Annotated in this window: 27 protein-coding genes; 22 read left to right on the plus strand and 5 right to left on the minus strand. The window is 28.9% G+C overall.

The genetic code is table 11. The features are described 5' to 3' along the window. Positions 1-232: 232 nt before the first annotated feature. The 5 genes from TR13x_RS11175 (at position 233) to TR13x_RS08770 (ending at position 3,736) form a co-directional block, all read left to right on the plus strand. A complete protein-coding gene (locus TR13x_RS11175; protein WP_161802940.1) occupies positions 233-382 on the plus strand; it encodes a hypothetical protein in 150 nt (49 codons plus the stop codon). Between the two features lie 136 nt (positions 383-518). Then, positions 519-932 (plus strand): type VII toxin-antitoxin system MntA family adenylyltransferase antitoxin, encoded by a 414-nt coding sequence (gene mntA / locus TR13x_RS08755; RefSeq protein ID WP_054871549.1) that lies wholly within the window; start codon positions 519-521, stop codon positions 930-932. Next, on the plus strand, positions 925-1,335 hold the full coding sequence (gene hepT / locus TR13x_RS08760; RefSeq protein WP_054871550.1) for a type VII toxin-antitoxin system HepT family RNase toxin: 411 nt from the start codon (positions 925-927) through the stop codon (positions 1,333-1,335). The genes mntA and hepT overlap by 8 nt, the downstream gene beginning before the upstream one ends. Positions 1,336-1,580: 245 nt before the next feature. Further along, positions 1,581-3,014, plus strand: a complete 1,434-nt coding sequence (locus TR13x_RS08765) for a glycosyl hydrolase family 18 protein (RefSeq protein WP_054871551.1) — start codon at positions 1,581-1,583, stop codon at positions 3,012-3,014. 305 nt (positions 3,015-3,319) lie between these two features. Next, positions 3,320-3,736 carry a hypothetical protein gene (locus TR13x_RS08770; protein ID WP_054871552.1) on the plus strand — a complete coding sequence of 139 codons (417 nt, stop codon included), beginning with the start codon at positions 3,320-3,322 and terminating at the stop codon, positions 3,734-3,736. 77 nt (positions 3,737-3,813) lie between these two features. Here TR13x_RS08770 and TR13x_RS08775 read toward each other — a convergent pair whose 3' ends face one another. The 3 genes from TR13x_RS08775 to TR13x_RS08785 form a co-directional block, all read right to left on the minus strand. Next, the gene (locus TR13x_RS08775; RefSeq protein ID WP_054871553.1) at positions 3,814-5,616 is read right to left on the minus strand and encodes an NADH-dependent [FeFe] hydrogenase, group A6; all 1,803 of its coding nucleotides are present in this window, start codon (positions 5,614-5,616) and stop codon (positions 3,814-3,816) included. Positions 5,617-5,631: 15 nt separating this feature from the next. Then, a complete protein-coding gene (locus TR13x_RS08780; protein ID WP_369813268.1) occupies positions 5,632-7,425 on the minus strand; it encodes an NADH-quinone oxidoreductase subunit NuoF in 1,794 nt (597 codons plus the stop codon). 117 nt (positions 7,426-7,542) lie between these two features. After that, entirely contained in the window at positions 7,543-8,055 is a 513-nt protein-coding gene (locus TR13x_RS08785) for an NAD(P)H-dependent oxidoreductase subunit E (RefSeq protein WP_054871554.1), read from the minus strand. A gap of 154 nt (positions 8,056-8,209) precedes the next feature. On the opposite strand from TR13x_RS08785, the gene TR13x_RS08790 reads away from it, so the two are divergent. Beyond that, positions 8,210-8,689 (plus strand): Csac_0668 family 2Fe-2S cluster-binding (seleno)protein, encoded by a 480-nt coding sequence (locus tag TR13x_RS08790; protein ID WP_349632932.1) that lies wholly within the window; start codon positions 8,210-8,212, stop codon positions 8,687-8,689. A gap of 23 nt (positions 8,690-8,712) precedes the next feature. Here the strand turns inward: TR13x_RS08790 and TR13x_RS08795 are convergent, their stop codons facing one another. Next, entirely contained in the window at positions 8,713-8,973 is a 261-nt protein-coding gene (locus tag TR13x_RS08795; RefSeq protein ID WP_054871556.1) for a hypothetical protein, read from the minus strand. Between the two features lie 294 nt (positions 8,974-9,267). Here TR13x_RS08795 and TR13x_RS08800 point away from each other — a divergent pair, with 294 nt between their 5' ends. From TR13x_RS08800 to TR13x_RS08830, 7 genes are all read left to right on the plus strand, one after another. After that, positions 9,268-9,873 (plus strand): FeoB small GTPase domain-containing protein, encoded by a 606-nt coding sequence (locus TR13x_RS08800; protein WP_054871557.1) that lies wholly within the window; start codon positions 9,268-9,270, stop codon positions 9,871-9,873. After that, the gene (locus tag TR13x_RS08805) at positions 9,857-11,308 is read left to right on the plus strand and encodes a ferrous iron transporter B (RefSeq protein ID WP_054871558.1); all 1,452 of its coding nucleotides are present in this window, start codon (positions 9,857-9,859) and stop codon (positions 11,306-11,308) included. The genes TR13x_RS08800 and TR13x_RS08805 overlap by 17 nt, the downstream gene beginning before the upstream one ends. Continuing rightward, positions 11,305-11,484: a hypothetical protein gene (locus TR13x_RS08810; RefSeq protein WP_054871559.1), complete on the plus strand. Its 180-nt coding sequence runs from the start codon at positions 11,305-11,307 to the stop codon at positions 11,482-11,484. Before TR13x_RS08805 ends, TR13x_RS08810 begins: the two co-directional genes overlap by 4 nt. Next, positions 11,477-11,725, plus strand: a complete 249-nt coding sequence (locus tag TR13x_RS08815; RefSeq protein ID WP_054871560.1) for a FeoA family protein — start codon at positions 11,477-11,479, stop codon at positions 11,723-11,725. Before TR13x_RS08810 ends, TR13x_RS08815 begins: the two co-directional genes overlap by 8 nt. A gap of 180 nt (positions 11,726-11,905) precedes the next feature. Next, complete coding sequence (locus TR13x_RS08820; protein WP_054871561.1) at positions 11,906-13,183, plus strand: ATP-binding protein; 1,278 nt, start codon at positions 11,906-11,908, stop codon at positions 13,181-13,183. Next, positions 13,180-14,013 (plus strand): DNA-binding domain-containing protein, encoded by an 834-nt coding sequence (locus TR13x_RS08825; RefSeq protein WP_054871562.1) that lies wholly within the window; start codon positions 13,180-13,182, stop codon positions 14,011-14,013. The genes TR13x_RS08820 and TR13x_RS08825 overlap by 4 nt, the downstream gene beginning before the upstream one ends. Positions 14,014-14,140: 127 nt before the next feature. Then, entirely contained in the window at positions 14,141-15,415 is a 1,275-nt protein-coding gene (locus TR13x_RS08830; RefSeq protein ID WP_054871563.1) for a dicarboxylate/amino acid:cation symporter, read from the plus strand. A gap of 2 nt (positions 15,416-15,417) precedes the next feature. Here the strand turns inward: TR13x_RS08830 and TR13x_RS08835 are convergent, their stop codons facing one another. Then, complete coding sequence (locus TR13x_RS08835) at positions 15,418-15,774, minus strand: hypothetical protein (RefSeq protein ID WP_054871564.1); 357 nt, start codon at positions 15,772-15,774, stop codon at positions 15,418-15,420. 261 nt (positions 15,775-16,035) lie between these two features. Here TR13x_RS08835 and xylF point away from each other — a divergent pair, with 261 nt between their 5' ends. The 9 genes from xylF to TR13x_RS08880 all read left to right on the plus strand — a co-directional run bounded on the left by xylF (position 16,036) and on the right by TR13x_RS08880 (position 26,474). Next, positions 16,036-17,127, plus strand: a complete 1,092-nt coding sequence (gene xylF, locus TR13x_RS08840) for a D-xylose ABC transporter substrate-binding protein (RefSeq protein WP_082394847.1) — start codon at positions 16,036-16,038, stop codon at positions 17,125-17,127. A 102-nt stretch (positions 17,128-17,229) separates the two neighbouring features. Then, positions 17,230-18,768, plus strand: coding sequence for a xylose ABC transporter ATP-binding protein (locus TR13x_RS08845; protein ID WP_054871565.1), 1,539 nt, complete (start codon positions 17,230-17,232; stop codon positions 18,766-18,768). Continuing rightward, complete coding sequence (locus TR13x_RS08850; RefSeq protein ID WP_054871566.1) at positions 18,761-19,912, plus strand: sugar ABC transporter permease; 1,152 nt, start codon at positions 18,761-18,763, stop codon at positions 19,910-19,912. The genes TR13x_RS08845 and TR13x_RS08850 overlap by 8 nt, the downstream gene beginning before the upstream one ends. A gap of 86 nt (positions 19,913-19,998) precedes the next feature. Then, on the plus strand, positions 19,999-20,955 hold the full coding sequence (locus tag TR13x_RS08855) for a substrate-binding domain-containing protein (RefSeq protein WP_054871567.1): 957 nt from the start codon (positions 19,999-20,001) through the stop codon (positions 20,953-20,955). Continuing rightward, positions 20,945-22,342, plus strand: a complete 1,398-nt coding sequence (locus tag TR13x_RS08860) for a sensor histidine kinase (protein ID WP_054871568.1) — start codon at positions 20,945-20,947, stop codon at positions 22,340-22,342. The genes TR13x_RS08855 and TR13x_RS08860 overlap by 11 nt, the downstream gene beginning before the upstream one ends. 1 nt (position 22,343) lies before the next feature. Beyond that, positions 22,344-23,876: a response regulator gene (locus tag TR13x_RS08865; protein ID WP_054871569.1), complete on the plus strand. Its 1,533-nt coding sequence runs from the start codon at positions 22,344-22,346 to the stop codon at positions 23,874-23,876. 72 nt (positions 23,877-23,948) lie between these two features. After that, positions 23,949-24,209: a hypothetical protein gene (locus tag TR13x_RS11250; RefSeq protein ID WP_054871570.1), complete on the plus strand. Its 261-nt coding sequence runs from the start codon at positions 23,949-23,951 to the stop codon at positions 24,207-24,209. Positions 24,210-24,420: 211 nt separating this feature from the next. Continuing rightward, the gene (gene glnA, locus TR13x_RS08875; RefSeq protein ID WP_054871571.1) at positions 24,421-25,755 is read left to right on the plus strand and encodes a type I glutamate--ammonia ligase; all 1,335 of its coding nucleotides are present in this window, start codon (positions 24,421-24,423) and stop codon (positions 25,753-25,755) included. A gap of 149 nt (positions 25,756-25,904) precedes the next feature. Then, the gene (locus tag TR13x_RS08880; RefSeq protein ID WP_054871572.1) at positions 25,905-26,474 is read left to right on the plus strand and encodes an ANTAR domain-containing response regulator; all 570 of its coding nucleotides are present in this window, start codon (positions 25,905-25,907) and stop codon (positions 26,472-26,474) included. Positions 26,475-26,499: the final 25 nt, after the last annotated feature.

A 26,499-nucleotide genomic window follows, 5' to 3' on the forward strand; every position in this document is an offset into this window, starting at 1 on the left:
TATTTAAGTTTTAAGGGTTAAACTTGAGATATTTTTCTATTTAAAAAGGATAATATTCTACATTTGATTAATTATTTATAAAAAATTAGAAGGAAGTGAAGTAATATGGTATAAATGATATATAGAAATACTTAAGTGTAATATTATAAAAATGAAATAGAAAGTGAAGTTATGAAGTTAAAAAGTTTATAGTTATAATAATATTTATTGTCAGCATTTTAGTGCTAGTTTCTTGAATTTTATTAAATCATATCATGAAGTATATAGTTCTATAACTAAAAACTATAAGCAATTAATTAAGAAAAATGATTATATTACTGATGAGGATATTAATAGAGCTATTCAGATATTAAATCTTTTAGAAAAAGTATTAAGCAATTGAAAGAGTTGAATGACTATTAATAAGCGAAAAAGTAGGAGAGATATAAGAAAATTTTTGAAGGAGATTTTTATGCAAAATTAGAAAATTAATACTATAGGTATTATGTTATAATTAATTTAAAAAGGGGAGAATTAGTTTGAAAAATACACTTTTAGCAGTAGAAATTGAAAAAATTAAAGATATACTGATAAATAGAGTTTCTCCTTATTTGGTTATAATTTTTGGTTCTGCAGCTAAAAAGCGTCTAAGAAAAGATAGTGATATAGATATAGCATTTTTAAGCGATAAATATTTTGATGATTATGAGATTTTTATGATTAGCCAGGAGTTGGCAGATGTTTTAAATAGAGATGTAGACTTGATAGATTTGAATAAAGCAACAACAGTTTTTAAAGCACAAATTATTGGTAATGGTAGGGTTATTTATTCTAAGGATGACAGGAGAGTAAATGAATATAAGATAAGAGTATTAAAAGAATATTGTTTGTTGAATGAGGAAAGACAAGTAGTTTTGCAAAAGATAAAAGAAAGAGGGTACGTATATGAATAAGGATGTTATTTTAAATAAAGTAGCTATAATTGAAAGATGCATTAGGCGTATTCATGAAGAATATGAAAATAATCCACAAAATCTTTTAAACTATACGAAACAAGATTCTATCATATTGAATATTCAAAGAGCTGCTGAAGCATGTATAGATTTAGCTATGCATGTTGTAGCTGAAAAATCATTAGGAATACCTCAAAATAGTAGAGATGGTTTTGAATTGCTTTATAAAAATAGCATAATAAGTGAGGAATTAAATAGGAAACTTAAAGCAATGGTTGGTTTTAGAAATATTGCAGTACATGATTATCAAAATATAGATTTAGATATTGTTAAAAGGATAATAGAATTACATTTGGATGATATGAAACAATTCGCTTCAGTTATATTGAATTTAGTTGAGTAAAAATAGCTTTTGGCACAAGGGTGTTTTATTATTTGTTAAACGGTAAAAAGACATTGAAAAATTGAAAGAATTAAATTCAAAAAACGTGGCAGAGTAGTTTGCCACGTTTTGTTTGTATTAATAAAACAACAAAATATGATAAAATAAAGTAAACAAATCAAAAATTTATTATTCAATTAGAAGTTATGGAAATATAAAAACTAAATAGTAGGACAGGCTAAGCTAATTTAAAGGAGTTGATTGATTTGTTTAAAAGTAGAAAAGGTATAGGTATTGGGTTTCTAATTTTTATTATTGTATTATTTAGTATAACTGTGTATGCAGAAAATACTATGCAGACAATTCAAGTATTATTTAATTATGTTAACCTTAAGGTTAATGGTGAAAATGTTCAAGTTGATAATATTTTATACAATGGTACTACATATGCACCAGTTCGTGCAGTTGCTGAAATGCTAGGAAAAGAAGTAAGTTGGGATCCAACTACTAAAACAGCAAGTATTAATGATAAAGTAAAAGTTATTGAGTCTGCAAATACTGAACCTAATATAGAAAAACAATTAGAATTACATACTTTTTATGCAATAAATTCTTATGAACAATTTAAAATGTTTTTGAAAAACAAATCGATTCAAAATATAAATTCACTATCATTTGGATGGAGTAGAATGGAGTATGATGAAGAAAATGATAAAGTTTTTCTTAATATGACTACATTAAACAAAAATGATTTTTATGTACCATATGGATTTAATGAGCCATTAAGTTTCGCAAAACAGTATAACATATCAACACAATTAAACGTATATGCAGATAAAAATATAGGTACTATATTAGAGTATAAAGATTCAGCTATACAGCAAATTATTGATAGTATAACTGGTAAGGAGATATATGGAGAGAATATTACATTTGATGGTGTTGTAATTGATTTTGAAAGGCTAGAAGAAAAAGACAGTCAGAGTTTTATAATGTTTCTAAAAGATTTAAAAGAAGAGTTAATTAAGAATAATAAGAAATTGTATGTTACAGTACCACCAAGAACATGGAATAGCGCCTATGATTATAGAGAAATTGGACATATTGCTGATAAAATTATTTTAATGGCTCATGATTATGATGACAAGGATTTAGAATCAACATATTTAGTTGATGAAATTGTATATACTCCATTAACACCAATATCACAAATAAGACAAGCATTATTGGATATTACGGATGAAGAAAATGGTGTAGCCCAAAAAGATAAAATTTTACTTCAAATTAATTTTGGAACTGCTCAATGGAAAGTAAAAGAAGGTAAACTTTATGATGGTGATATAAATGAAGATAATGAAGATAATAATATAATTTATTCAGACAAGCCTACTTATGAAATGATTTATAACAGGATAAAAGAAGAATTAAATAAAGGGCGTACAATAGACGAAATAATTAATTTTGATGATAATTCAAAAAATCCATATATAAGGTATTATAATGATTTGGAAGGAACAGAAAATATAATTTGGTATGAGGATAGTAGAAGTGTTATAGAAAAAATAAACTTGGCTAAAGAATTTGAAATAGGTGGAATATCATTATGGAGGCTAGGTAATATACCTAACTATTATAATCCAAGAAATCAAGAATTTTATTTAGATATTTGGCAGCAAATACAGAAAAATATTATTGAGTAAGAGAAAAGCGTGGCAGAAAAATCTGTCACGCTTTTAAATATAGATATTTTTAAGATATGTTATAAATTTCATATTTAGATTTAATTTTACAAAGAATTCACAGGTAAATAATAGTATATAAGAACTATAAAAACATAATTGACAAATAATACAAAAAACATTACTATAAAGGTGAACAAGCAATTAATTGAGCAAAATAAATGTAAATAGAGGGATAAATATTATGAAAAAAACTTTTAAACCTTTTATATATCTTGTTTTAAATAGGTTAGTTTTTATTAATAATCTCATTTGGAGTGTTGAAAATGTATTCAGAAAAAAATTATAGAAGAAAATTTATATTACTAGTTATAACAATTATATTCTTATTATGCACTAATTTTGTTTTCTATATAAAGTACAAGGAAGAAAAAGATAAGAATAAGTATTATGTGTATAATATATATCGTACTATACTTGCTTCAACAAGACCACATTTAGAATATTTAATTACTAATGTGACATATGATAAAAATTTGGAACGCTGGAAGCCAATACTAAAAGAAATCAGAGAAAAGAGTAGTGATTCAGCAAAATTAGAGAATTTTATTGTTATAGAATACGATAATGGAAATACACTAATGGTGGAAGTATCAAATGATTTTAAAGGTGACTATTATATTGAAGATATGTTTTTCTTGGATGAAAAGCAGTATAAAAAACTTATATATACAAAGAAATAAATTTAAACAAATGGTGTTTATTTAGCACGTAGGAAAAAATTATTATAGAATAAAACAAAAGCGTGGCAGGTTAACTGTCACGCTTTTAAATAAGGATGTTTTCCTCTTTCTACATAGCTTGTGTGAAGATATTTCTTTGATACTTCTGATAGAGGATGACCTAAAAATTCTTTGTATATCTGTTTAACTCTAGGATTTTCGTGAGAGCGTCTGACTTTTTTACCCTTTTCAATATTATATAATGCATCTGCTCTATTGTGGCGATAGCTTAAAGAGATATATTTATGATCTCTACTGCCTAATATAGGCTGACCTCCACCTCCAACACATCCTCCTGGGCACGCCATAACTTCCATATAGTCAAATTTCTTTTCACCACTTTTATACATTTCTAAAGCTTTTTTGGCATTTCCAGTACCATGAGCAATAGCAAGAGTTATTGTTTTATCTCCAAGTGTAACTTTTCCGTATTTAAGTCCACTTTGTCCTCTAGCTTCTTCATAATCAGGAACGGGCATTTCTTTTCCTGTTACTAATTTATGAGCAGTTCTTACAGCTGCTTCTAAAACTCCGCCAGTAGCACCAAAAATCATACCTGCACCACTATATTGGTCAAAAGGCTCATCATATTCTTCATCTGGTAAGTTTACAAAGTCAATACCTAATTGTCTAATCATTCTACCTAACTCTCTGGTTGTTAAAACATAATCAACATTTCTATATCCATCCGATTGCATTTCAGGACGCATTGCTTCATATTTTTTTGCTGTACAAGGCATTATTGCTACATTTACAATATTTTTAGGGTCTATACCATACTTCTTAGCATACCAAGTTTTAGTCAATGCACCACACATTTCATGAGGCGACTTGGTAGTTGAAAGGTTTGGTAAAAACTCAGGATAAAAGTGTTCAGCATATTTTACCCAACCAGGGCAGCAAGAAGACAATAGTGGTAAATGATCAGGATGCTTTAATAGCCTTTCGACTAATTCACTAGCTTCTTCCATTATAGTTAAATCAGCGGTTACATCTGTTGCGAAAACTTTATCGAAGCCTATTCTTCTTAAAGCAGCAACTAATTTACCAGCTACGAAAGAACCAACAGGCATTCCAAATATTTCACCAATTGTAATCTGTATTGAAGGTGCAGTTTGAGCTATTACATGTTTAGTAGGATCAGATATTGCATCCCATACTTTATTTATAAATTCTTTTTCTGTTAAGGAAGCGGTAGGACATGCAAGTACACACTGACCACACATTATACAGGTTACATCAGACATATCTTTCTGGAATGCTGGAGCAATAATTGTATCTAATCCACGATTAATAGGAGAATATACATAACATTCCTGTATTTTATTACAAATTGCCATACATCTTCTACAATTAATACATTTATTGTAATCTCTTTGTATTGCAGGATTACTATCAAAAAAACCATAATCTTTTGATTCGCCTGTATAAGGGATATTTCTAATTCCTAAATTATCAGCTAAATTTTGAAGTTCACAGTTTAGATTTCTAATACAAGTTAAACATTCTCTATGATGATTTGATAAAAGTAAAGTTACAGCAGTTTTTCTAGCTCTACGAACTCTTTCTGTATTAGTTCTAATTTTAAGTCCTTCTCTTACTGGATAAACACACGATGCTTGTAGAGTTCTTGATCCTTCAATTTCTACTACACAAACTCTACAAACTCCTATTTCGTTTATATCTTTTAAATAGCATAAACTTGGAATTTCTATGTTAACAAGTCGTGCAGCTTCTAAAACAGTGATACCTCCAGGAACCTGAAAATCTCTTCCATCTATATTTATGGTTACAGTTTTGTCAGAAAGTTTAGCATCTTCTTTTTCTCTAACGTTTTCCATCATATTCACCTACCTTTATCGTTTGTAAATTGCATTTACAGGACATTTTGGAATACATGCACCACATTTTATACATATGTCTTGATTAATTTGGAATGGTGTTTTTTTGTGCTGACCTGTTATTGCATTAACAGGACAAACTCTTGCACATATACCACAAGCAACACATTTTTCTTTAGATATTACGATTTTGAGCAGTCCATTACATACGCCTGCAGGGCAGGTTTTATCTTTAATGTGTGCTATATATTCATCTTTAAAATATTTTAATGTACTTAATATTGGATTTGGAGCTGTTTGCCCTAATCCGCATAGTGAAGAATCTTTTATGTCATAACATAAACTTTCGAGGATTTCTAAATCTTCCATTTCTCCTTTTCCAGAAGTAATTTTGTCTAATATTTCTAATAATCGTTTTGTGCCTACTCTACAAGGAACACATTTACCACAGGATTCATCTTGGGCAAATTGAAGATAAAACCTAGCAATATCAACCATACAGTCTGTTTCATCCATAATAATCATTCCACCAGAACCCATCATAGAACCGATATCTGTTAAAGACCTATAATCTATTTTCGTATCTAATAAAGATTCTGGAATACATCCACCAGAAGGACCGCCAGTTTGTATAGCTTTAAATTTTTTATTATCATGAATTCCTCCACCTATTTCATAAATAATAGTTCTTAATGTAGTTCCCATAGGAACCTCAATTAATCCCGTATTATTTATTTGACCGGCAAGTGAAAAAACTTTAGTTCCTTTACTATCCTCAGTACCAATACTTGAATACCATTTGGCACCTTTTCTTAATATAATGGGTATATTTGCATAGGTTTCTACATTGTTATTTAATGTTGGCATTTCCCATAAACCTACTTCAGCTGGGAATGGAGGTCTTGGTATGGGTTCGCCTCTTAGTCCCATTACAGACTGTATAAGGGCAGTTTCTTCTCCACAGACAAAGGCACCTGCACCTAGCCTAATATCAAGGTCAAAACTATAGGATGAGCCTAGAACATTTTTTCCTAAAAGACCTAGCTTTCTAGCTTGATTAATTGCAATTTCAAGTCTTTCAACAGCAATTGGATACTCAGCTCTTACATATATATATCCTTGAGAAGCACCTATAGTGTATCCTGCTATTATCATTGCTTCAATTACACTATGTGGGTCACCTTCAAGTATGGAGCGATCCATAAAAGCGCCTGGGTCACCTTCGTCTGCATTACACAATACATATTTTTTGCTACCTTCATAATTTCTTGCATATTCCCACTTAAGTCCTGTTGGGAATCCTCCACCACCTCGACCTCTTAAGCCTGAGTCTTTTATAATTTTTATTATCTCTTTAGGATCAGTTTTGTTTTGTAGTATATTAGCTAAAGCTAAATATCCATCTAAAGCTATGTATTCTCTTATATCTTCAGGGTTTATAACACCGCAATTTCTTAATGCTATTCGCATTTGATGGTTGAAAAAATCTATTTCATCAATAGTTTCTTGAATTTCATCATTAGATGGTGATTTATATAATAATTTTTTGACTACTTGATTGTTCATAATATGTTTATCTAAAATTTCGTCAACATCTTTCTGTTCTACTTTAATATAGAAAGTTCTATCAGGATGGACTACAATAATAGGTCCTAATTTACAAAAACCAAAACATCCAGTTTTGAAGACTTTGACTTTATCTTGTAGATTTCGTTTTTTAATTTCTTTTTCTAATTTTTGCCTTATAATATTACTTTTAGAAGAAGTGCAGCCAGTTCCTGTACAAACTAAAATGTGATATTTTTTTATTTCATTTTCTATTTTATATTCTTTAAAACGTAGTTTCATATCTTTTAAGGTTTCTTCTCTTAGTGTTTTTATATCATCAATTGTTTTTAACGGGCGTAGTTCCATATCCACCAACTCCTATTTTGATAATATAATTTCTTTATGAGTTTTTATGTATTTGTAAAGTATTGCTGGTATATCAGCTGGAGTTAATCTTCCGTATACTTCATCATTTATAGATATAACTGGAGCTAAACCACAAGCACCTATACATCTAGTTTCTTTTAAAGTAAAAAGTCCGTCCATAGTTGTTTCTCCTATATCTATATGCAATTCTTTTTTTATAGCTTCTAATACTTCTTGCGCTCCTTTTACATAACAGGCAGTTCCTAGGCAAACACCAATAGTATATTTACCTTGCGGTTTTTGAGAAAATAAAGAATAGAAACTAACAACACCGTTGATAGTTGAGATAGGTATGTTTAGTTTATCTGATATGTATGATTGGACTTCGATTGGTAGATATCCAAAAATATCTTGAGATTCTTGTAGGATTTTAATAAGCATTCCTTGTTCGCTTTTGTATTTTTCAATTATTTCTTCTAACTTCTTATATTTTGCTTCTAGATTTTTTTCAATATTTAAATCCATTTGTTTAGACACCTCACTTTACAAGTCAAAATTTAATTTTATTATTTGTTAAAGCAAATATATTATTCACAAAATTGTTAAAATGAACGATAATATTTATATATTAAGAATAAAAAAAGAACAAAATAAAAAAAGAATTAAGGGAGTTGATAAAATGAAGTCTGGTAAGAATTTATGTTGAGTAGGAGAGGTAAAATCTACAGGAAAGGTAGATAATAAGATATGTCCTAAATGTGGTAAAAAAGGGCAATATGTTGAGAATATAACTGTAAAAAATATGATTATTGAGGATAAAGTGAAAGAAATTGGTGATAGCAATTATTTTCTATGTATGGATGAAGCATGTGATGTAGTATATTATAATGAAGAAAGTAAAAAGTTTACTAAAAAAGATGTAAAAGTACCTATTTGGTTCAAAATAGATGCTAATCCAAAATATATTTGCTATTGTAATAAGGTTACAGAAAAACAGATAGAGAAAGTGATAATAGAAGAAGGGGCTAGAAATGTTAAAGATGTAATAAAACTTACTGGGGCTATGAAGAGTAGTCAGTGTAAAATAAAGAATCCAACGGGTAATTGTTGTTATGATGTAGTAAAGGAAACAGTTGATAAAATACTAAAGAAAATCTGAAGGGGCGTAAGCCCCTTTTATGTTTAAAAAATATTACTAATATTAGAATCAAATACAAAAGAAAATCTTATGCGAGCAGTAGGATTAATATAAATTGTTAAAGTTGCAGTAGGAGAAGAACGCCTCGTACCTGAAGTAAAAGATACATCAAAATCAATATTAGCTTTAATAAGCAAAGCTATTGCCGCATTAAGTTGTGCAATTTCAATAAATTCACAATCTAACAGCTTTCTAAATATTCCTGTCGAAAGTATATTAAGTACATCTTTATTTATTGCAGCCATTTTAATCTCCCCTATATCTTCTCATAATATTATATGTTTAATGTAGTATGTTGCGTGAAATAACAATGATGCGTTTGTGCAGTTTAATAATTACAAAAATTAAATATTACTTGCATTATTAAAAACTGTATTATATAATACTATTGAGATTGATAATAATTCTTATTTATACATATAATGTATTAGAAAGGAATGTAATAAAAAGCTCTCTTTGTATTTTATAGGTTAGGAGGGCCTAAATTTAAACCGATAAATGATAATGATTATCAATACAAATTTAAAGGAGGTTATACGATGGAATGTTGTAAAAATAAACCTCAAAATAAGCCATGGTATAAAAGATTTTTATATATGTTATTAGGTATTGATTGTTGTCATGGTGAGGTAAATGATAATACACAAGGATTAGAAAAGATTGCTTTAGTTGGAAGTCCAAATGTTGGTAAGAGTGTATTGTTTAATATATTAACTGGAGCATATGTTACAGTCTCTAATTATCCTGGTACAACAGTTGAGGTTTCTAGAGGAAGAGGAAAGATAGGAGATACTGAATATGAGGTAATAGATACTCCTGGTATGTATTCTCTTATGTGTATTACAGAAGAAGAAAAGGTAACAAGAGAACTTTTGCTTAGAGAAAAACCTAAAGCTGTAATTCATGTTATAGATGCTAAGAATATACAGAGGATGTTACCATTGACTATTCAGTTAATTGAGGCAGGCCTACCAGTTATATTAGTTTTAAATATCATGGATGAAGCAGAAAGAATGGGGCTTAAAATAGATACTGCTAAGTTGGAAAGAGATTTAGGAATTCCAGTTATATCTACTATAGCAGCTTTAAACAAAGGAATAGACACTTTAAAAGAAAGGGTTGAAAGGTATGTCAAAGCAGCTTAGTTTTAAATATGACGACGCTATAGAAAATTCGATAAACTATATTATTGATAATTTAAAAGGCGAATACGTACTTTCAAAGAGGTCTATAGCTTTACTATTATTACAGGAAGATGAAGATATTATTGAAAAAGTAAAGGTAACCGAAGGAAGCAACTATATTAAAATAAGTGAAATAATAAATAAAACTAAGGAGAAATATGATAAACCCTTAAGTTATATTATAGCTCTTTCTAGGCAAAAAGTTGTTGAAGATATTACAAGTCAAGTTGTTACCAAAGATGATAAAAATAGAAGTAGCATTTCTAACTTTCTTAGCAAATTAACTATGAATCCAATTACAGGCATTCCTATTTTACTGCTTGTTATATACTTTGGATTATATAAATTTGTAGGTCAATTTGGTGCAGGGACAGTAGTAGATTTTTTAGAAGCTAATATATTTGAAGCATATATAAATCCGTGGGTCAATGGAGTAGTAAATACAGTTATACCTTGGAAATGGTTACAGGACCTAATTGGTAATGAGTATGGAATAATAACGCTTGGTATTAGATATGCTGCAGCTATTGTTTTACCTATAGTTGGAACATTTTTCTTTGCATTTTCTATTATAGAAGATAGTGGGTACTTACCTAGATTAGCAATGCTTGTAGATAGAATATTCAAAAAAATAGGATTAAACGGTCGTGCAGTTATACCTATGACTTTAGGTTTTGGCTGCGACACTATGGCAACTATGGTAAGCAGGACTTTAGAAACTAAAAGAGAAAGGGTTATTGCTACTTTATTATTAGCTTTAGCAATACCGTGTTCTGCACAACTAGGTGTAATTTTAGCTTTATTATCAGGTGAACCTAAGGCACTATTAGTTTGGATAATATTCATGTTGTTTGTATTTTTATTTATAGGCTACTTAACGTCTAAGATTATGCCTGGTGAAGGCCCAAGTTTTTATATGGAAGTACCACCACTTAGATTGCCAAAATTGACAAACATATTGATAAAAACTTATACTAGAATGCAATGGTATTTTATTGAAATAGTACCTCTGTTTATATTCGCTAGTGTTTTGATTTGGATTGGAAATATAACTGGACTATTTGATGTTCTAGTGAATATGCTTAAACCTGTTGTAAATATGATAGGGCTACCAGATAATGTGGCTAAAGTATTTCTTTTTGGATTCTTTAGAAGAGACTATGGAGCAGCAGGACTTTATGACTTGCAGCAGGCAGGTGTTTTATCTCCTAGACAGCTTGTAGTTGCAGCTGCAACATTAACTTTATTTGTTCCTTGTGTTGCTCAGTTTGCAATGATGATTAAAGAAAGAGGTACGAAAACAGCTATTTTAATGGGTACATTTATATTGATATTCTCTTTTGCTGCAGGTTTTGTACTTAATTGGATACTAGGTACATTTGGGGTGTTAGCATGATAAAATGTAATTTCTGTGGGTATGAATTTAATGAAAATGAAAGTCAAAAAGGTTGTCATGGTTGTCCTTTAAATAAAAGTTGTAATAAATATAAATGTCCTAATTGTGGTTTTGAAATACCTAAAGAACCTAAATTAATACAACTTATTAGGAAATGGAGGAAAAGAAATGGCTAAAGCTCATGATGGGTTTAAAACAATTCCTGCAGTTAAAATGAAAAGTGGTGAAGAAGGTATTATCGCAGAGCTAGATACAGATAGTAAGTCTATATTGAGAAAACTTATGGCTATGGGAATCTTACCTGGAATGAAAATAAAGATGATACAAACATTTCCGTCTTATGTATTTCAAGTGGGGTATACACAGGTTGCTGTTGATAAACGAATTGCTTCTGTTATTTTGATAAATAAAAACTAACTTTATAAAGGTATATTATAAGCCTCTTAGTTTTGACTAAGAGGCTTTTTTTATTAATATCTGATCTTATTTTTAATCTATTTCATTTTCTAACATTTCTATTTAAAACTATACTTGCACGATTTTTTTCAAAACTTAAAATTTATGTTAATATGGATTTATAGATGTAGAGGTGGTTATATGGGAAAAATTAAAAAAATGTTTTTTCTAGCTTTTAGTGTTACACTTATATCGCAATTTTATTTTAGTTTTATAGTAGAAAATTTTAGAATATCTCTTGCAGTAATAGTATTTACTTTTGGCCTTTTTTGGTATAAGAGTTTGGACACTATTGTTACATCGATAGTTACAAGTTTAACTGTATTTTTATTTAGATATTTTTTATTGTCGATTAATCATTTAAGTTTTGAGCAAAGCTTTGCTGTGAATTATCCTGTATTGTTTTTTTATATGATATTTGGAATTTGCTTTCATATATTCAATTTAAAAAATAAGGAAAAAAATTTCTTATCGTTATTTATAAGGGTGTGGGCTTGTGACTTCATTGCAAATTTTTGTGAAATACTATTAAGATTAGATAAAATAACTTTAACTAATATTACAGCAGCTGTAAAAATATTGTTTTTAGTCGCTTTAGTTAGAACCTTTATTTCAATATCATTACTATCTGTTATAAAGTATTATAAACTATTGTTGATAAAAGAAGAGCATGAGGATAGATATAGAAAGCTGGTTCTATTAACATCTAGTCTTAAAAGTGAGATATATTTTATGAAAAAAAATATCGATTATATAGAAAAGGTAATGAATAATTCTTTTAAGCTATATGAAGCAATTTCTAATGATAAAACATTAAGCCATTTGAAAAATTTATCGCTTTCTATAGCTAAAGATGTGCATGAGATAAAAAAAGACTATATTCGAGTTATAAAGGGTATAGAAGAAACTACTGTAAGAAAGATTGAATATTCAAGTATGAGTCTTAAAGATATTTTTTATATATTGCAGGAAAGTACTAAGCGATACTTAGAAAGTGAAAATTTGAATATAAATCTAATATTTCAAGTAGGAGATAATTTTAAAACAAAAGAGCATTATCATATTATTTCGCTACTTAGAAATTTAATTAATAATTCTATTGAAGCTATTAAGAAGACAGAAGAAAGTGGGTTTATAATGGTAGTTCATTATAAAAAAGATGGTTATCATATATTTAAAGTTTATGATAATGGTGAAGGGATTAGGGAAAAGGATATGAAAAATATTTTTGATCCAGGTTTTTCTACTAAGTTTAATCCAGAAACAGGTGACTTAAATAGGGGGATAGGACTTACATTAGTTAAAGATATGGTAGAAAATTATTTTAAAGGTAAAATAATAGTAAACTCAAAATATAAAGGTGGAACAGTTTTTCAAATCTCAATACCAGAAAAAGTATTGGAGGTTGATGAAAATTGAAATTTTATATTATTGAGGATGATTATAGTGTAATTAGAGTTATTGAAAATATTATAGAAGATAATGAATTAGGAGAATTAGTTGGATATTCACTAAGAGGAGACGATATAGTAAATGAAATACTTTTAAAGAGGCCAGATATTGTTTTAATAGATTTGCTAATGCCAAATAAAGATGGAATACAAGTAGTAAAGGAAATTAGAAGTTATAACAACCAAATAAAATTTATTATGATTTCACAAGTGTCTTCAAAGGAATTGATAAGTAAAGCTTATAATGCAGGGATTGACTTTTTTATAAGTAAGCCAGTTAATGTTATTGAGATAGTTAAAGTAATAAAAAATGTTTCAGAAAAAATAAAGCTAGAGAGAGCATTAAAGGGTATAAAGCATATGTTTGAAGACTTAGAGTTAAATAGTCAGAGATATAAAAAGAAAGACAGAGAAGTAAAGATGAAACTTATATTAAGCCAATTAGGGATTTTGGGGGAAAAGGGAAGTAAGGATATAATTGATATTTGTAATTATATACTTAGCAATGATTTAAAACCTTCTAATATTAAAATTAGTGATATTTGTAATACTTTAAGCAATAGTCCAAAAGCTATGGAACAAAGAATTAGGAGAGCTATTAATAAAGCATTAGTTAATATAGCTAATTTAGGGTTAGAAGATAATTTAAATGATGCTTTTGTTAGATATTCAAATGCTTTGTTTGACTTTGAAGATATAAAAGCAGAAATGGACCTTATTAGAGGAAAGAGGACTTTAGGTGGTAAGATTAAAGTTCTTAAGTTTATAGAGGGATTATTATTGTACAGTGAATTTTAGCAACCTCATATATTCATTTTCAAGAAAATTCTGTGTATGTTTTTGTATTATTTTGTATTTTAGCGATTGTTACCCCTTATAATTATTACAGATTATTAATATAAAAAATAAATAAGGGGGAAATGGCGTGAAAAGCAAAACTAGTCTTACTCAAAAAATACTAATTGGTCTAATACTTGGTGTATTTTTTGGGATTATTTTAAATAAGTTACCAGCTAGTTACATCAAGGATACAATAATTATTAATGGTATATTAAGATTAGTCGGTGGGATTTTTATTAATTCTATCAAGATGCTAGTTGTACCTTTAGTATTTGTTTCACTAGTTGTTGGAGCTTCAGCTATAGGAGATGTAAATAAACTTGGAAGAGTTGGTGTTAAAACTATAGCTTTTTATTTAATAACTACATGTGTTGCAATAACACTTGCGTTGATTGTGGCAAATATAATAGATCCTGGTATAGGATTAGATTTATCTAATGTACTTAAAAAAGAGCCTACAATTGGAACTGCTAAATCATTTGTTGATGTCGTAATCGATATGGTTCCTAAAAATCCAATAGCTTCACTTGCAAATGGTACTATGCTTCAAATAATAGTATTTGCATTATTGACTGGTGTAACTATGGCTCTTATAAGAGAAAAAGCACAGCCAGTTATTGAAATTTTCAATTCTTTAAACGAGATAATGATGAAAATGGTAATGCTAATAATGTTAATAGCACCATACGGAGTTTTTGCACTTATTACTAAAACTTTTGCAACTGTTGGATTTGATGCAATGGTTCCATTGTTAAAATATATGATGGCTGTTCTATTAACGCTTTTAATACATGCAAGTTTAACTTATATGGGTATATTAGGTGGATTAGGTAAATTAAATCCTTTACAATTCTTTAAAAACTTTGCACCTGCAATGAGTGTTGCATTTTCAACGGCTTCAAGTAACGGTACATTACCAGTTACAATTGAAACGGTAGAACAGAGATGTGGAGTTTCTAAAAACATAGCTTCATTTACATTACCGCTAGGTGCAACAATAAATATGGATGGTACTGCTATAATGCAGGGGGTTGCTGTAATCTTTATTTCTCAAGTATATGGTATTGACCTTTCATTACAAGCATTTCTAACAGTAATATTAACTGCAACATTAGCTTCAGTAGGTACTGCTGGTGTACCAGGAGTAGGGCTTATTACTTTATCAATGGTACTTCAATCTGTAGGGTTGCCAGTTGAAGGTATTGCATTAATAATAGGTATCGACAGATTATTAGATATGTGTAGAACAGTTGTAAATATTACTGGAGATGCAGTTTGTACGATAGTTGTTTCAAAATCAGAAGGAGAATTTGATGAAGAAAAATATTATGCTAAGAATAAAGAAATTGAGGTAGCATAGAGCTATTTTTTAAGCACATCTAAGATTGCTAAAGGTTTTCTTAAATCTTTTAATAGTTTTTCTGAATCTTCTTTTTCGATATCGTTTAAGTATTTATAAAGCAAGTTAATAAATATGCTGTAATATGTTTTCTTATCGAAATCTTTAAGTTGATAGCTCATTTTATATATTTCATAATCGATTTCTTTAAATAGATTGATTATATCCTCCATTGTTTGGAGGATATATTTTTTTTTAGTATCCATATTGTTACTTGCTTTTTTCAGTATTTTTATCTTTTTTTCTAGTATTAAAATTGCATCATTGATTTCATATTTATGTACAGCTTCTTTTTTTCTAAATAATTTTTTTAGAAACATCTGTTATTCCTCCCATAGATTGAGTCCTGTTAATTAATATAATATTTATAATGAAAATTAATGTTACTAAAAAAAGGCAAATGATAATATTCTTACTTTTTTTGCTGTTATATTAGTTAGTAGGTCAAAAAAGTCAAGAAAATATTTTGTGAAAATTTAATGTTAGCTTTATTATGAAGAAACTAGACAAATATTTACTAACATACCATGCTATAATAAATCACGAGGAAAACATTTTCAAAATATGGAGGGGGTTATTAGATGACATTTAGAAGATTTAAAAAAGTTACTGCACTTATAAGTATTTTAGTTTTAACTATGAGCATATTTGTAGGATGCTCAAGTGACAGCACAAATACGTCGTCAGGTGCAAACAAAGAGGACAATGATGATGTGATAGTAATAGGATTTTCAATGGATACATTAAAAGAGGAAAGGTGGCAAAAAGATAGAGATACTTTAATGGCAAGAGCTAAGGAATTAGGAGTTAAGATTTTAATTCAAGCGGCTAATGGAGATGATAATAAGCAAATTGCACAAGCTGAGAATTTAATCTCACAGGGCGTAGATGTACTTATGGTTGCACCTCATAATGCTGAGGTTGCAGCAACTATTGTTGAAGCAGCGCATGAAGAAGGAATACCAGTTCTTTCTTATGATAGATTAATCAAAAATTCAGAAGTAGATGTTTACGTATCTTTTGACAATGAGAAAGTTGGGGAATTACAAGCTGAATATATAACTAAATTAGTGCCAAAAGGAAACTATGTTTATATAGGTGGTGCTCCAACAGATAACAATGCACATTTATTTAAAAAAGGTGCAATGAATATTTTAAAACCATTTATTGAAAAAGGAGATATAAAATTAGTATATGACCAAATGTCTAAAGACTGGCAGCCTTCAGAGGCACAAAAGCATATGGAAAACGCTTTAACAGCTAATAAAAATAATATTGATGCAGTAATTTGTGCTAATGATGGTACAGCTGGTGGTGCAATATCTGCATTATCAGAACAGCAATTAGCAGGAAAAGTGCCTGTAACTGGACAGGACGCAGAATTAGCAGCTTGTCAAAGAATAGTTGAAGGCTTACAAACAATGACTGTTTATAAGCCAATACCAAAATTAGCTGAAACGGCATTAGATGTTGCTATTAAATTAGCTAAAAAAGAAAAGGTTGAAACTAATGCCACTGTAAATAATGGGAAAATAGATGTTCCTTCAGTACTTCTTGAGCCAATAGTAGTTGATAAAGACAATATGATGGATACTATTATTAAAGATGGATATCATCCATATGAAGAAGTATATAAGAATGTACCTGAAGATCAAAGACCAAAGCAAAAATAGTTTGGAAAATAAAAGAGGTTATGCTATTAACCTCTTTTCTAATTACAAAAGATTAAAGGTAAGTTACAGTTTTTCTTTTCTATTTTGGAGGTGTCCTTAAATATGAGCGAGTATATTTTAGAAATGAAGGGAATTACTAAAGAATTTCCAGGAGTTAAAGCGTTGGATAATGTTAATTTTAAAGTAAAAAAAGGAGAAGTACATGCGTTGTGTGGAGAAAATGGAGCTGGAAAATCTACTCTTATGAAGATTTTAAGTGGTGTATATCCATACGGTACTTATGAAGGCGATATAATTTTGAAAGGTGAAGTTCAGAAATTTTATGGTATAAGAGATTCAGAAAGAAAAAAAATAGCAATAGTGTACCAAGAACTTGCATTAGTTCCTCAAATGACAGTAGCAGAAAATATTTATCTGGCTAATGAGCCTTTGAAGTTCAAAGGTACTACTATAGATGATGATAAATTAAATTATATGGCTAAAGAATTATTGGATAGACTAGGGATTGATATAAATCCTGTAACTAGAGTAAGTTCTTTAGGAGTAGGAAGACAGCAGTTAGTAGAAATAGCAAAGGCTTTATCTAAAGATGTTGAAGTTTTGATTCTTGATGAGCCAACAGCAGCTTTGACTGAATCAGAAGTAGAAACTCTTTTTAAAATAATTAAAGAACTTAAAAATAAAGGCATAACATTTATAATAATTACTCATAAATTAGAAGAAATTTTCCAGATAGCTGATACAGTTACTATATTAAGAGACGGTCAAACTATAGATACTTACCCTGTTGAGGAGTTGGATGAGGATACTATTATTAAAGGTATGGTTGGCAGAGAATTAACTGAGCGATATCCTAAAATCTCTCATAAAGGCGAGGAAGTTATATTAGAAGTAAAGAATTTTTCTGTTTATGACTCTAATATGCCTCATAGAAAGCTTGTTGATAATGTATCTTTTAAAGTTAAAAAAGGTGAAATATTGGGTATTTCAGGTTTGGTAGGAGCAGGAAGAACTGAATTAGTTATGGGCATTTTCGGTGCTTATAATGATTTAGTTGAAGGTGAAATATTTCTAGAGGGTAAAAAAATAGAAATAAAATCTCCAAAAGATGCAATAGAGCATGGTTTAGCATTAGTTACTGAAGATAGAAAAGGTAATGGACTTATTTTAAATCAAAGTATTATGATGAATACAACATTAGCAGCGTTAGACAAGATAATGACAAAAGGTATATTAGATGAAAATAAAGAGATATTTTATTCAAAAAAATATGTAGAAGAGTTAAAAGTAAAAACTCCATCATTAGAGCAAAAAGTTGGAAATCTATCTGGAGGAAATCAGCAGAAAGTAGTTTTAGCTAAGTGGCTTATGACTAATCCTAAAATATTGTTTTTAGATGAACCTACAAGAGGAATAGATGTAGGTGCTAAGTATGAAATATATAATATTATGAATAAATTAGTTGAAAAAGGTGTAGCTGTAGTTATGATTTCATCAGAGCTTCCAGAAATATTAGGAATGTCCGATAGAATATTAGTAATGCATGAAGGTGAGATTAAGGGAGAACTTGATAATGAAAATGTTACACAAGAAGAGATAATGTATTATGCAACGGGAAGGGGACGAGTGAAAAATGAGTGATGTTTTGACAAGGAAAAAAGAAAAAAAACATATAAATATAAGAAAATATACAATGGTAATAGCTCTTGTAGCTATATGGGTATTGTTTACGTTTTTAGATAAGAGTGGAACATTTTTGACACCTAGAAATTTATCGAATTTATTTAGACAAATGGCTGTAACGGCTGTATTAGCTATGGGTATGTTTATGATATTAGTAGATTTGCATATAGACTTATCACTTGGTTCATTAGTTGGTTTAACAGGCGGAGTTGCTGCGTTATTAATATATAAAGTTGGGTTAAATCCATTCTTAGCAGTAATATTGACATTATTATTAGGAGCAATATTAGGTGCAATAACAGGTTCTTGGGTTAATGCAGGAGTACCAGCTTTTATAGCTTCATTAGGAGGAATGCTTGCATATAGAGGAGCTATAATGGGACTTACAAGAGGAGAGTCTATACCAATAAGCCAAGCTTCTTTTAGATTTCTAGGAACTGCATATTTACCTAAGTCTATTGGGCTTGTATTTGGAATTATTGCTTGCATTGTAGTAATATTGAGTACTTTTAAAAAGAGAAAAGATAGAAAGAGATTTGGATTTAAAGTAAAACCTTTAGCAGTAGAATTAATATATTTAGCGATATATGTAATAGCCATAATGCTATTTGTTTTGGTTATGAATTCATATAAGGGAATACCTGTACCTATTATGATAGTATTAGCACTTGCACTTGTTTTGAATTTTATAACTACAAAAACTAGGTTTGGTAGACAGGTATTTGCAATAGGTGGTAACAAAGAGGCAGCAAAGCTTTCTGGTATTAATATTAAGAGAAGAACACTTCAGATATTTATAATATCAGGGCTTATGGCTTCTATAGCAGGAATGTTATTAACTGCTAGATTGGGAACAGCAACAACTGATGCAGGTAATGGGTTTGAGTTAGATGCTGTTGCTTCATGTGTTATAGGAGGTACTTCATTATTAGGTGGTGAAGGTACTGTACTTGGTGCAGTATTAGGTGCTTTAGTTATGGCTTCAATTGATAATGGTATGAGTATATTAAATACAGAGGCTTACTGGCAATTAATAGTAAAAGGTACTATACTAGTAGTAGCAGTTTTTGTTGATATATACACTAAAAAGAAAAGTAAATAAATAAAATAAGTGTTATAATATATATAAAGTGATTCAATGGACCCTGATAGTTTTCAGGGTCTTTAGTATATATTCTGGAGGATGTTATGAAAAGATATTTGATAATCATTTCTATACTTTTAATATTAGTGGTAGGTTTTGTAAGTTTAACATCTTTAATAAAATGCTATTACTTAACTTTTAAATATCAGGACTATGATTTTGTAAAAGAAGGTAAATATCATTTTATTCTTGTATTAAAAGAAGATGATGTGTTTTGGAATAAAGTAGTAGACGGTGCAAAAAAAGCAGCTAAAAAATATAATGTGACGTTAAGTATATTAAAAGAAGATTATTTTGATATAGATAGTCACTTAGATTTAATTGATAGAGGTATAGAATCTTCTCCTGATGGGATTATTTCTTATACATTAAATGAGAAAAAATATGAAAATATTGTAAATCGTGCGATAGATAAAAAAATACCTTTTATATCTTTAGATGTTGATGTGTTAAAAAGTAAAAGAGATGCCTTTATAGGTACAAATAATTATTATACAGGAATAATGCTTGCAAAAAAGCTAATTAAAGCTATAGATAACAAAGGTCTTATAGGTATCGTAATGAACAGTGAGGAAAATAGTTTTATGCTTACAGGAATATATGGTGAAGTTTCAAGATATGATGGTGTATCAATTATAGATACACGCTACATTGATACAAAACGAGTTAATACTTACAAAGTTATAGAAGATATGGTTATAAATAATAGAGAATTAAAAGGAATTATATGTATTGATCCTTATGCAACTTATATGGCTGGACAAGTTATTGTTAGACAAAACAAGGTTGGTAAAATTAAAATAGTTGGAATGGGAGATTTAGATGGCACGTTAAGATTTATTAAAAAAGGAGTAATAGAAGGAACCGTAGTTAGAGACCCGTATAAAATGGGTTATAAAGCCGTAGAGACTATGTATAAAATTAAAGAAGAAGAATTTATAGATGATACTATTTTCATTGAATTGAAATATATTAATAAGGGGTCATTAGATGAAAAGTAGTTATGTTTCTATTAAGAAAAAATTAATTATTAGCTATGTAATAATAATTATTGTTCTAACTTGTCTAAGTAGCTATATTTTATACACTAATTCTATTCTTACTAAAACATATAATAGTTTTATTGAAAGTATGTTAATGTTAAACGAAATACAAAGTTATTTAGGAGATAGTAAAAAAAATCTGGACAAGTTATTATTAACTAGATCTACAAATTATATTGATTTAATATATTCATCTATTGATGAAGCTAGAGAGACAATAAAAAAGTTTCAAAAAACTAATATTACAGAAGATAATTATATGATTACTAAAGACTTGTTGAATTTACTAAATAGTTACGAAAAATATAGTGAAGAAACTTTTAGGATAGCGTTATCCTCTGCTGATGAAAGATACATTGAAAATTATAATAATTCAAATAAAATATATGGATATATATTCAAAGCTTTAGAAGAGATTAATTATAATCTATCGAAAAGTGGATTTGAGAATTATGGTATTATGATTCAACACAATAATAAATTGTTTAATATATTGATATTTATGTTAGGAATAGTTCTATTGGGGAGTTTAGTATTTGCTTATGTATTTTCTATTAATATGGTTAAGAGTATAAATAAACTAACTGAAGCAGCAAAAGAGGTTTCTAAAGGGAATTTTGACATAGGAACTATTAAAATAGAGAGTAATGATGAGCTAAGTATATTGGCAAAAGCTTTTAATAAAATGATTAGCAATATCAGTTTTCTTTTGGATGAAATTAAGAAAAAAGCAGAGTTAGAAAAAGAAGCACAATTTTTAGCTCTTCAGTCGCAGATCAATCCTCATTTTCTATTTAATACATTAAATGTTATTGCAAAGATGTCGTTATTAGAAGGTGGAGAAAAAACATGTGATTTAATTGAATCGCTATCTGATATTCTAAGGTACAATTTAAGAAAAATTGATAGCAGTGTTAGAATATATGAAGAGCTAAAAAATGTTGAAGAATATGTAAATATACAGAGAACTAGATTTTTAGACAGGATAGATTTTTATAAAGATATTGATAAAGACGTGTTACAATATTATATTCCAGCTTTAACAATACAGCCTTTAGTAGAAAATGCTTTTATTCACGGACTAGAAGGTAAAGAAGATAAAGGAACAATTGAGTTATCAATAAAAAATGAAAATGAATATATCAGGATAGAAGTGAGAGATAATGGTAAAGGTTTCGACTTTGATAAAGATATTGAGAAAACTAAAGGACATACAACTGGAATTGGTCTAAAAAATGTTAAGGAGAGATTAAATATATTTTTTAAGGGTAGAAGCCGAGTATACATGAAAAATAGGGACCAAGGAGCTATTATAGGAATACTAATACCAAAGGTGGGAGAATAAAATGTATAGATTGCTAATAGCAGATGATGAGCCTATAGAGAGGGAAGGATTAAAGCTTATTATAAATAAGAATTTTTCCAATATTGAGATTGTAGGAGAAGCAAAGAATGGTAGGGAAGCAATAGAGTTAGTTGAAGAATTAAGACCTGATATTTTGTTTTTAGATATAAAGATGCCGGGAATAAATGGTATAGAAGCAGCTAAAGAGATAAGAAGAAAATACAAGAATTTAAAAATAGTTATACTGTCAGCTTATGACTATTTTGCGTATGCTAAGGAAAGTTTTAGTTTAGGTGTTTATGATTATCTTTTAAAACCAGTAAGAAGGATAAAATTAATTGAGACTTTGGAAAATATAGTTAAAGAAATTGAAAAAGAGAGACTAGAAAGGCAAGAAAAGTTAAAACTAAGAGAAGAATTATCTGATATAAAGAATATGCTTGAAGAAAAGTTTATAACTATTATTCTAGAGGATGGATTGAAATATGAAGAAAAAATAAAGAATGGAATTGATATATTAGATATGACATTTGATTCGTATTATGTATTAGCGATAAGCGTAGAATCTAGGATAAATAGTGATATAATATCAAAGCTTTATGATGAGGTTTTTAGGTATTTTAAGCACAGAGAAAAATCTATAATATCGAAATATAATAATAATATTTATGTGCTAGTAGAAGTAGATAATACAAGTGAGATTGAAATACAGAAAATATCTTATGAAAAAGCAAATAAAATATATAATAGACTTATTGAAAAATATGACATAGATATTAGAATTGGTGTAAAAATAGGTAGTGGATTAAGTAGTCTTAATAAAGTGATCATAGAAGTAAATAAACTTATTATCAGTGCAAAAAATAAAAATATTGTAAGTGATTTTTGTGATAAAAGTGAAGATGATTTGACTGAAATAATAGAAGAATATCAAAAAATATTAAATTTGATTAAGAGAATAGTTAATGGAGACAAAGAATCAATAATAAAGTTAGATAGTTTATTAGAAATAATGTGTACTTCAGGAAGTAATAGAACAATAAAATTATACGAAATTGTAAGTATATTAAGACTTTTAATGTTTGAGAAAAGAGGCAAGGTATATTTTTATGATTTATTTTCAAAAGATGAAGAAATTGACTTAGATTCATATAATGTAAAAAGGGTTATAATTGAGGAATTAAATAAGTATTTTATTGAGATTAGCAACCAATCAGATGAAATTGTAGAAAGAGCTAAGGAATATATTTATAAGAACTATAATAGAGATATAAAATTAGAAGATGTAGCTGAGAAAGTATCAGTTAGTCCTTATTATTTTAGTAAACTTTTTAAAAAAGAGATGGGCAAAAATTTTATTGATTTTTTAACTGAACTAAGAATAGAAGAGGCTAAGAAAAAATTAGATACAGGTATGTCTATTAAAGCAGTAGCTAGATATATAGGCTATAGTGATCCTAATTATTTTAGTAGAGTTTTTAAAAAAGTAACGGGGATGAGTCCGAAAAATTATAAGAAAAACCTTAAAAGATAAAGTTACATCTTTTATAATCCATATTATGTCTTAAACTTTTGGCACTACGGATTAATAAGGGGGTGGAATTTTATGAAAAAATCGAATTATATACTTTTATGGTCAATTGCAATTTTTTTATTTGCAGTTGCATATTTGTTACTTGGTAAAGCAGTAGGGCTAGGGCCAATATTAAAGGAATATGTAGTAGGATGGGGAACTTTAGCACTGATAAATGCAGGATTAGCACAAAGCAAACATAAATCAGGATTCTATTGGTTTTTACTATCCTTGCTATTAGGGCCAATTGCAACATTTTTACTAGTTTTGACTGGAGAATTTGATAGCAAATAAATTACTATAATTTTATAATTATTATACTTTGAAAAATTTTTTAATAAATGTTGACAAAGTATCGATATTTTGATAACATCAAAACGTATTTAAAAAAGATATACTGATATTAGTAGGCAAAGGCGTCTACAAATAGGAGGTTAGTGACCTCTTGTTTGTTGACGCCTTTAATATTTTAAATTCAAATATATTTTACAAAGGAGTGGGTTAAATGAAGAGAAGATATAGTAAAGAAGATGTGTTAAAAATTTCAAAAGACCTAGGAGTTGAGTTTATACATTTACAATTTACAGATATTTTTGGGGTAATGAAAAGTGTAGCTATAACTATAGAACAGTTAGAAAAAGCTTTGAACAATGAGATTATGTTTGATGGTTCTTCAATTGACGGATTTGTAAGGATTGAAGAGTCAGATATGTATTTAAGACCAGATCCTTCAACTTTTGTAGTTTTTCCATGGACTACTCAAGTAAGAGAGGCAAGGTTAATTTGTGACATTTACGATAAAAATGGAAATCCTTTTGAAGGATGTCCAAGAAATGCATTAAGAAGAGTATTAAGAGAAGCTGAGGAAATGGGATATAAGTTTAATGTAGGTCCTGAATGTGAGTTTTTCCTCTTTTATACTGATGAAAAGGGAAACCCTTCACTGATTACACATGATAATGCAGGCTATTTTGATTTAGCACCTGTAGATCTAGGGGAAAGTGCAAGAAGAGATATGGTTTTAACATTGAAAGATATGGGATTTGAAATAGAAGCTTCACATCATGAGGTGGCTCCAGGACAACATGAAATTGATTTTAAGTATGATGATGCTTTAATGACGGCAGATAATATTATGACTTTTAAAATGGTAGTTAGAATTATAGCACAAAGACATGGATTACATGCGACATTTATGCCAAAACCTATAGTGGGAATAAACGGTTCAGGTATGCATACAAATATGTCTTTAGCAACATTAGATGGTAGAAATGTATTTTATGATGAAAATAACGAATTAGGGTTATCAAAAGTTGCATATAATTTTCTTGGAGGTTTAATTAAGCACAGTAGAGCTTTTACAGCAATTACAAATCCAACAATTAACTCATACAAAAGATTAGTGCCAGGTTATGAGGCTCCAGTGTATGTAGCTTGGTCAGCTAGCAACAGAAGTCCGCTAGTTAGGATACCAGCTAAAAGAGGTAATTCTACTAGATTAGAATTGAGAAGTCCAGACCCTTCAGCAAATCCTTATTTAGCTTTAGCTACTATTTTGAAAGCAGGATTAGATGGAATAAAGAAAGAAATTGAGCCACCTGCTCCAGTTAATGGGAATATATATAATATGAGTGAAAAAGAGAGAGAAGAACAAGGAATATTAAGTTTACCTTCAAATATATTTGAAGCTGTAAATGTGTTATCTAATGATGAAACAATTAAAGAAGCTTTAGGAGAGCATATATATGATAGATTTGTTGAGGCAGTGAAACTAGAATGGAAAGAGTATATGACTCGTGTTACTCAATGGGAAATCGAAAAATATCTAACAAAGTTTTAAATTAAAGGAGCGCAACTGCGCTCCTATTTAATATAAAATGATATAATATTTATAAAGGCTTGATGATGTTAAGCGATTTATGAAATTTTAGTGTTCTCATTTAACGAATAGCGAATGGCTAATGACGATAATTATGATGAGGTGAAAATATGATAAGGCAAAGTATTATTGTTGTTAGTAGTAACGATAAGCTTAGAAATGTACTAAGTGGACTACTCAAAAAAAGAGGATATTCTATTTATGAAGCTAGTGATGGTGCGAGTGCAATAAGGTTAGCTAGAAGTTTAAAACCTCATCTGATTTTAATGGATTTTGATTTACTAGGAGCAGGAGCTTATAATACAGCTAGAATAATAGAAGATGCCGATTTATCACCAGTTATTTTTATTACAGCAAATCCAAATAAAAATTTTATAGAGCTGCTTAATAATATGACTATTTATGCTTATATTACTAAACCTATAAATCCATCACAATTATATCAAATAGTTGAGTTTTCACTTATTAATTCTAGTAAGATTAAGGAATTGAAGATTAAAGTAGATAAGCTAGAAAATAAGCTAAAAGCAAGAAAAAAAATAGAAAAAGCAAAAGGGATTATTATGCAGATGTATAATATTAATGAAAATGAAGCATATACATATATGAGAAAAAGAAGTATGGATAGATGTATTACTATGGAGCAATTAGCAGAGGAAATATTAAAGAGTGATGAGTAAAGGCAGCCTTTTTTAGGCTGCCTTA

Source organism: Caloranaerobacter sp. TR13, from assembly GCF_001316435.1.
Taxonomy (GTDB): domain Bacteria; phylum Bacillota; class Clostridia; order Tissierellales; family Thermohalobacteraceae; genus Caloranaerobacter.

Bases quoted from the DNA above. Each gene is read 5' to 3' on its own strand.
- hepT (WP_054871550.1), top strand. From the start codon at position 925: ATGAATAAGGATGTTATTTTAAATAAAGTAGCTATAATTGAAAGATGC.
- TR13x_RS08770 (WP_054871552.1), top strand. From the start codon at position 3,320: ATGTATTCAGAAAAAAATTATAGAAGAAAATTTATATTACTAGTTATA.
- TR13x_RS08775 (WP_054871553.1), bottom strand. From the start codon at position 5,616: ATGGAAAACGTTAGAGAAAAAGAAGATGCTAAACTTTCTGACAAAACT.
- TR13x_RS08785 (WP_054871554.1), bottom strand. From the start codon at position 8,055: ATGGATTTAAATATTGAAAAAAATCTAGAAGCAAAATATAAGAAGTTA.
- TR13x_RS08795 (WP_054871556.1), bottom strand. From the start codon at position 8,973: ATGGCTGCAATAAATAAAGATGTACTTAATATACTTTCGACAGGAATA.
- TR13x_RS08800 (WP_054871557.1), top strand. From the start codon at position 9,268: ATGGAATGTTGTAAAAATAAACCTCAAAATAAGCCATGGTATAAAAGA.
- TR13x_RS08805 (WP_054871558.1), top strand. From the start codon at position 9,857: ATGTCAAAGCAGCTTAGTTTTAAATATGACGACGCTATAGAAAATTCG.
- TR13x_RS08810 (WP_054871559.1), top strand. From the start codon at position 11,305: ATGATAAAATGTAATTTCTGTGGGTATGAATTTAATGAAAATGAAAGT.
- TR13x_RS08815 (WP_054871560.1), top strand. From the start codon at position 11,477: ATGGCTAAAGCTCATGATGGGTTTAAAACAATTCCTGCAGTTAAAATG.
- TR13x_RS08820 (WP_054871561.1), top strand. From the start codon at position 11,906: ATGGGAAAAATTAAAAAAATGTTTTTTCTAGCTTTTAGTGTTACACTT.
- TR13x_RS08835 (WP_054871564.1), bottom strand. From the start codon at position 15,774: ATGTTTCTAAAAAAATTATTTAGAAAAAAAGAAGCTGTACATAAATAT.
- xylF (WP_082394847.1), top strand. From the start codon at position 16,036: ATGACATTTAGAAGATTTAAAAAAGTTACTGCACTTATAAGTATTTTA.
- TR13x_RS08845 (WP_054871565.1), top strand. From the start codon at position 17,230: ATGAGCGAGTATATTTTAGAAATGAAGGGAATTACTAAAGAATTTCCA.
- TR13x_RS08850 (WP_054871566.1), top strand. From the start codon at position 18,761: ATGAGTGATGTTTTGACAAGGAAAAAAGAAAAAAAACATATAAATATA.
- TR13x_RS08855 (WP_054871567.1), top strand. From the start codon at position 19,999: ATGAAAAGATATTTGATAATCATTTCTATACTTTTAATATTAGTGGTA.
- TR13x_RS08860 (WP_054871568.1), top strand. From the start codon at position 20,945: ATGAAAAGTAGTTATGTTTCTATTAAGAAAAAATTAATTATTAGCTAT.
- TR13x_RS08865 (WP_054871569.1), top strand. From the start codon at position 22,344: ATGTATAGATTGCTAATAGCAGATGATGAGCCTATAGAGAGGGAAGGA.
- TR13x_RS11250 (WP_054871570.1), top strand. From the start codon at position 23,949: ATGAAAAAATCGAATTATATACTTTTATGGTCAATTGCAATTTTTTTA.
- glnA (WP_054871571.1), top strand. From the start codon at position 24,421: ATGAAGAGAAGATATAGTAAAGAAGATGTGTTAAAAATTTCAAAAGAC.
- TR13x_RS08880 (WP_054871572.1), top strand. From the start codon at position 25,905: ATGATAAGGCAAAGTATTATTGTTGTTAGTAGTAACGATAAGCTTAGA.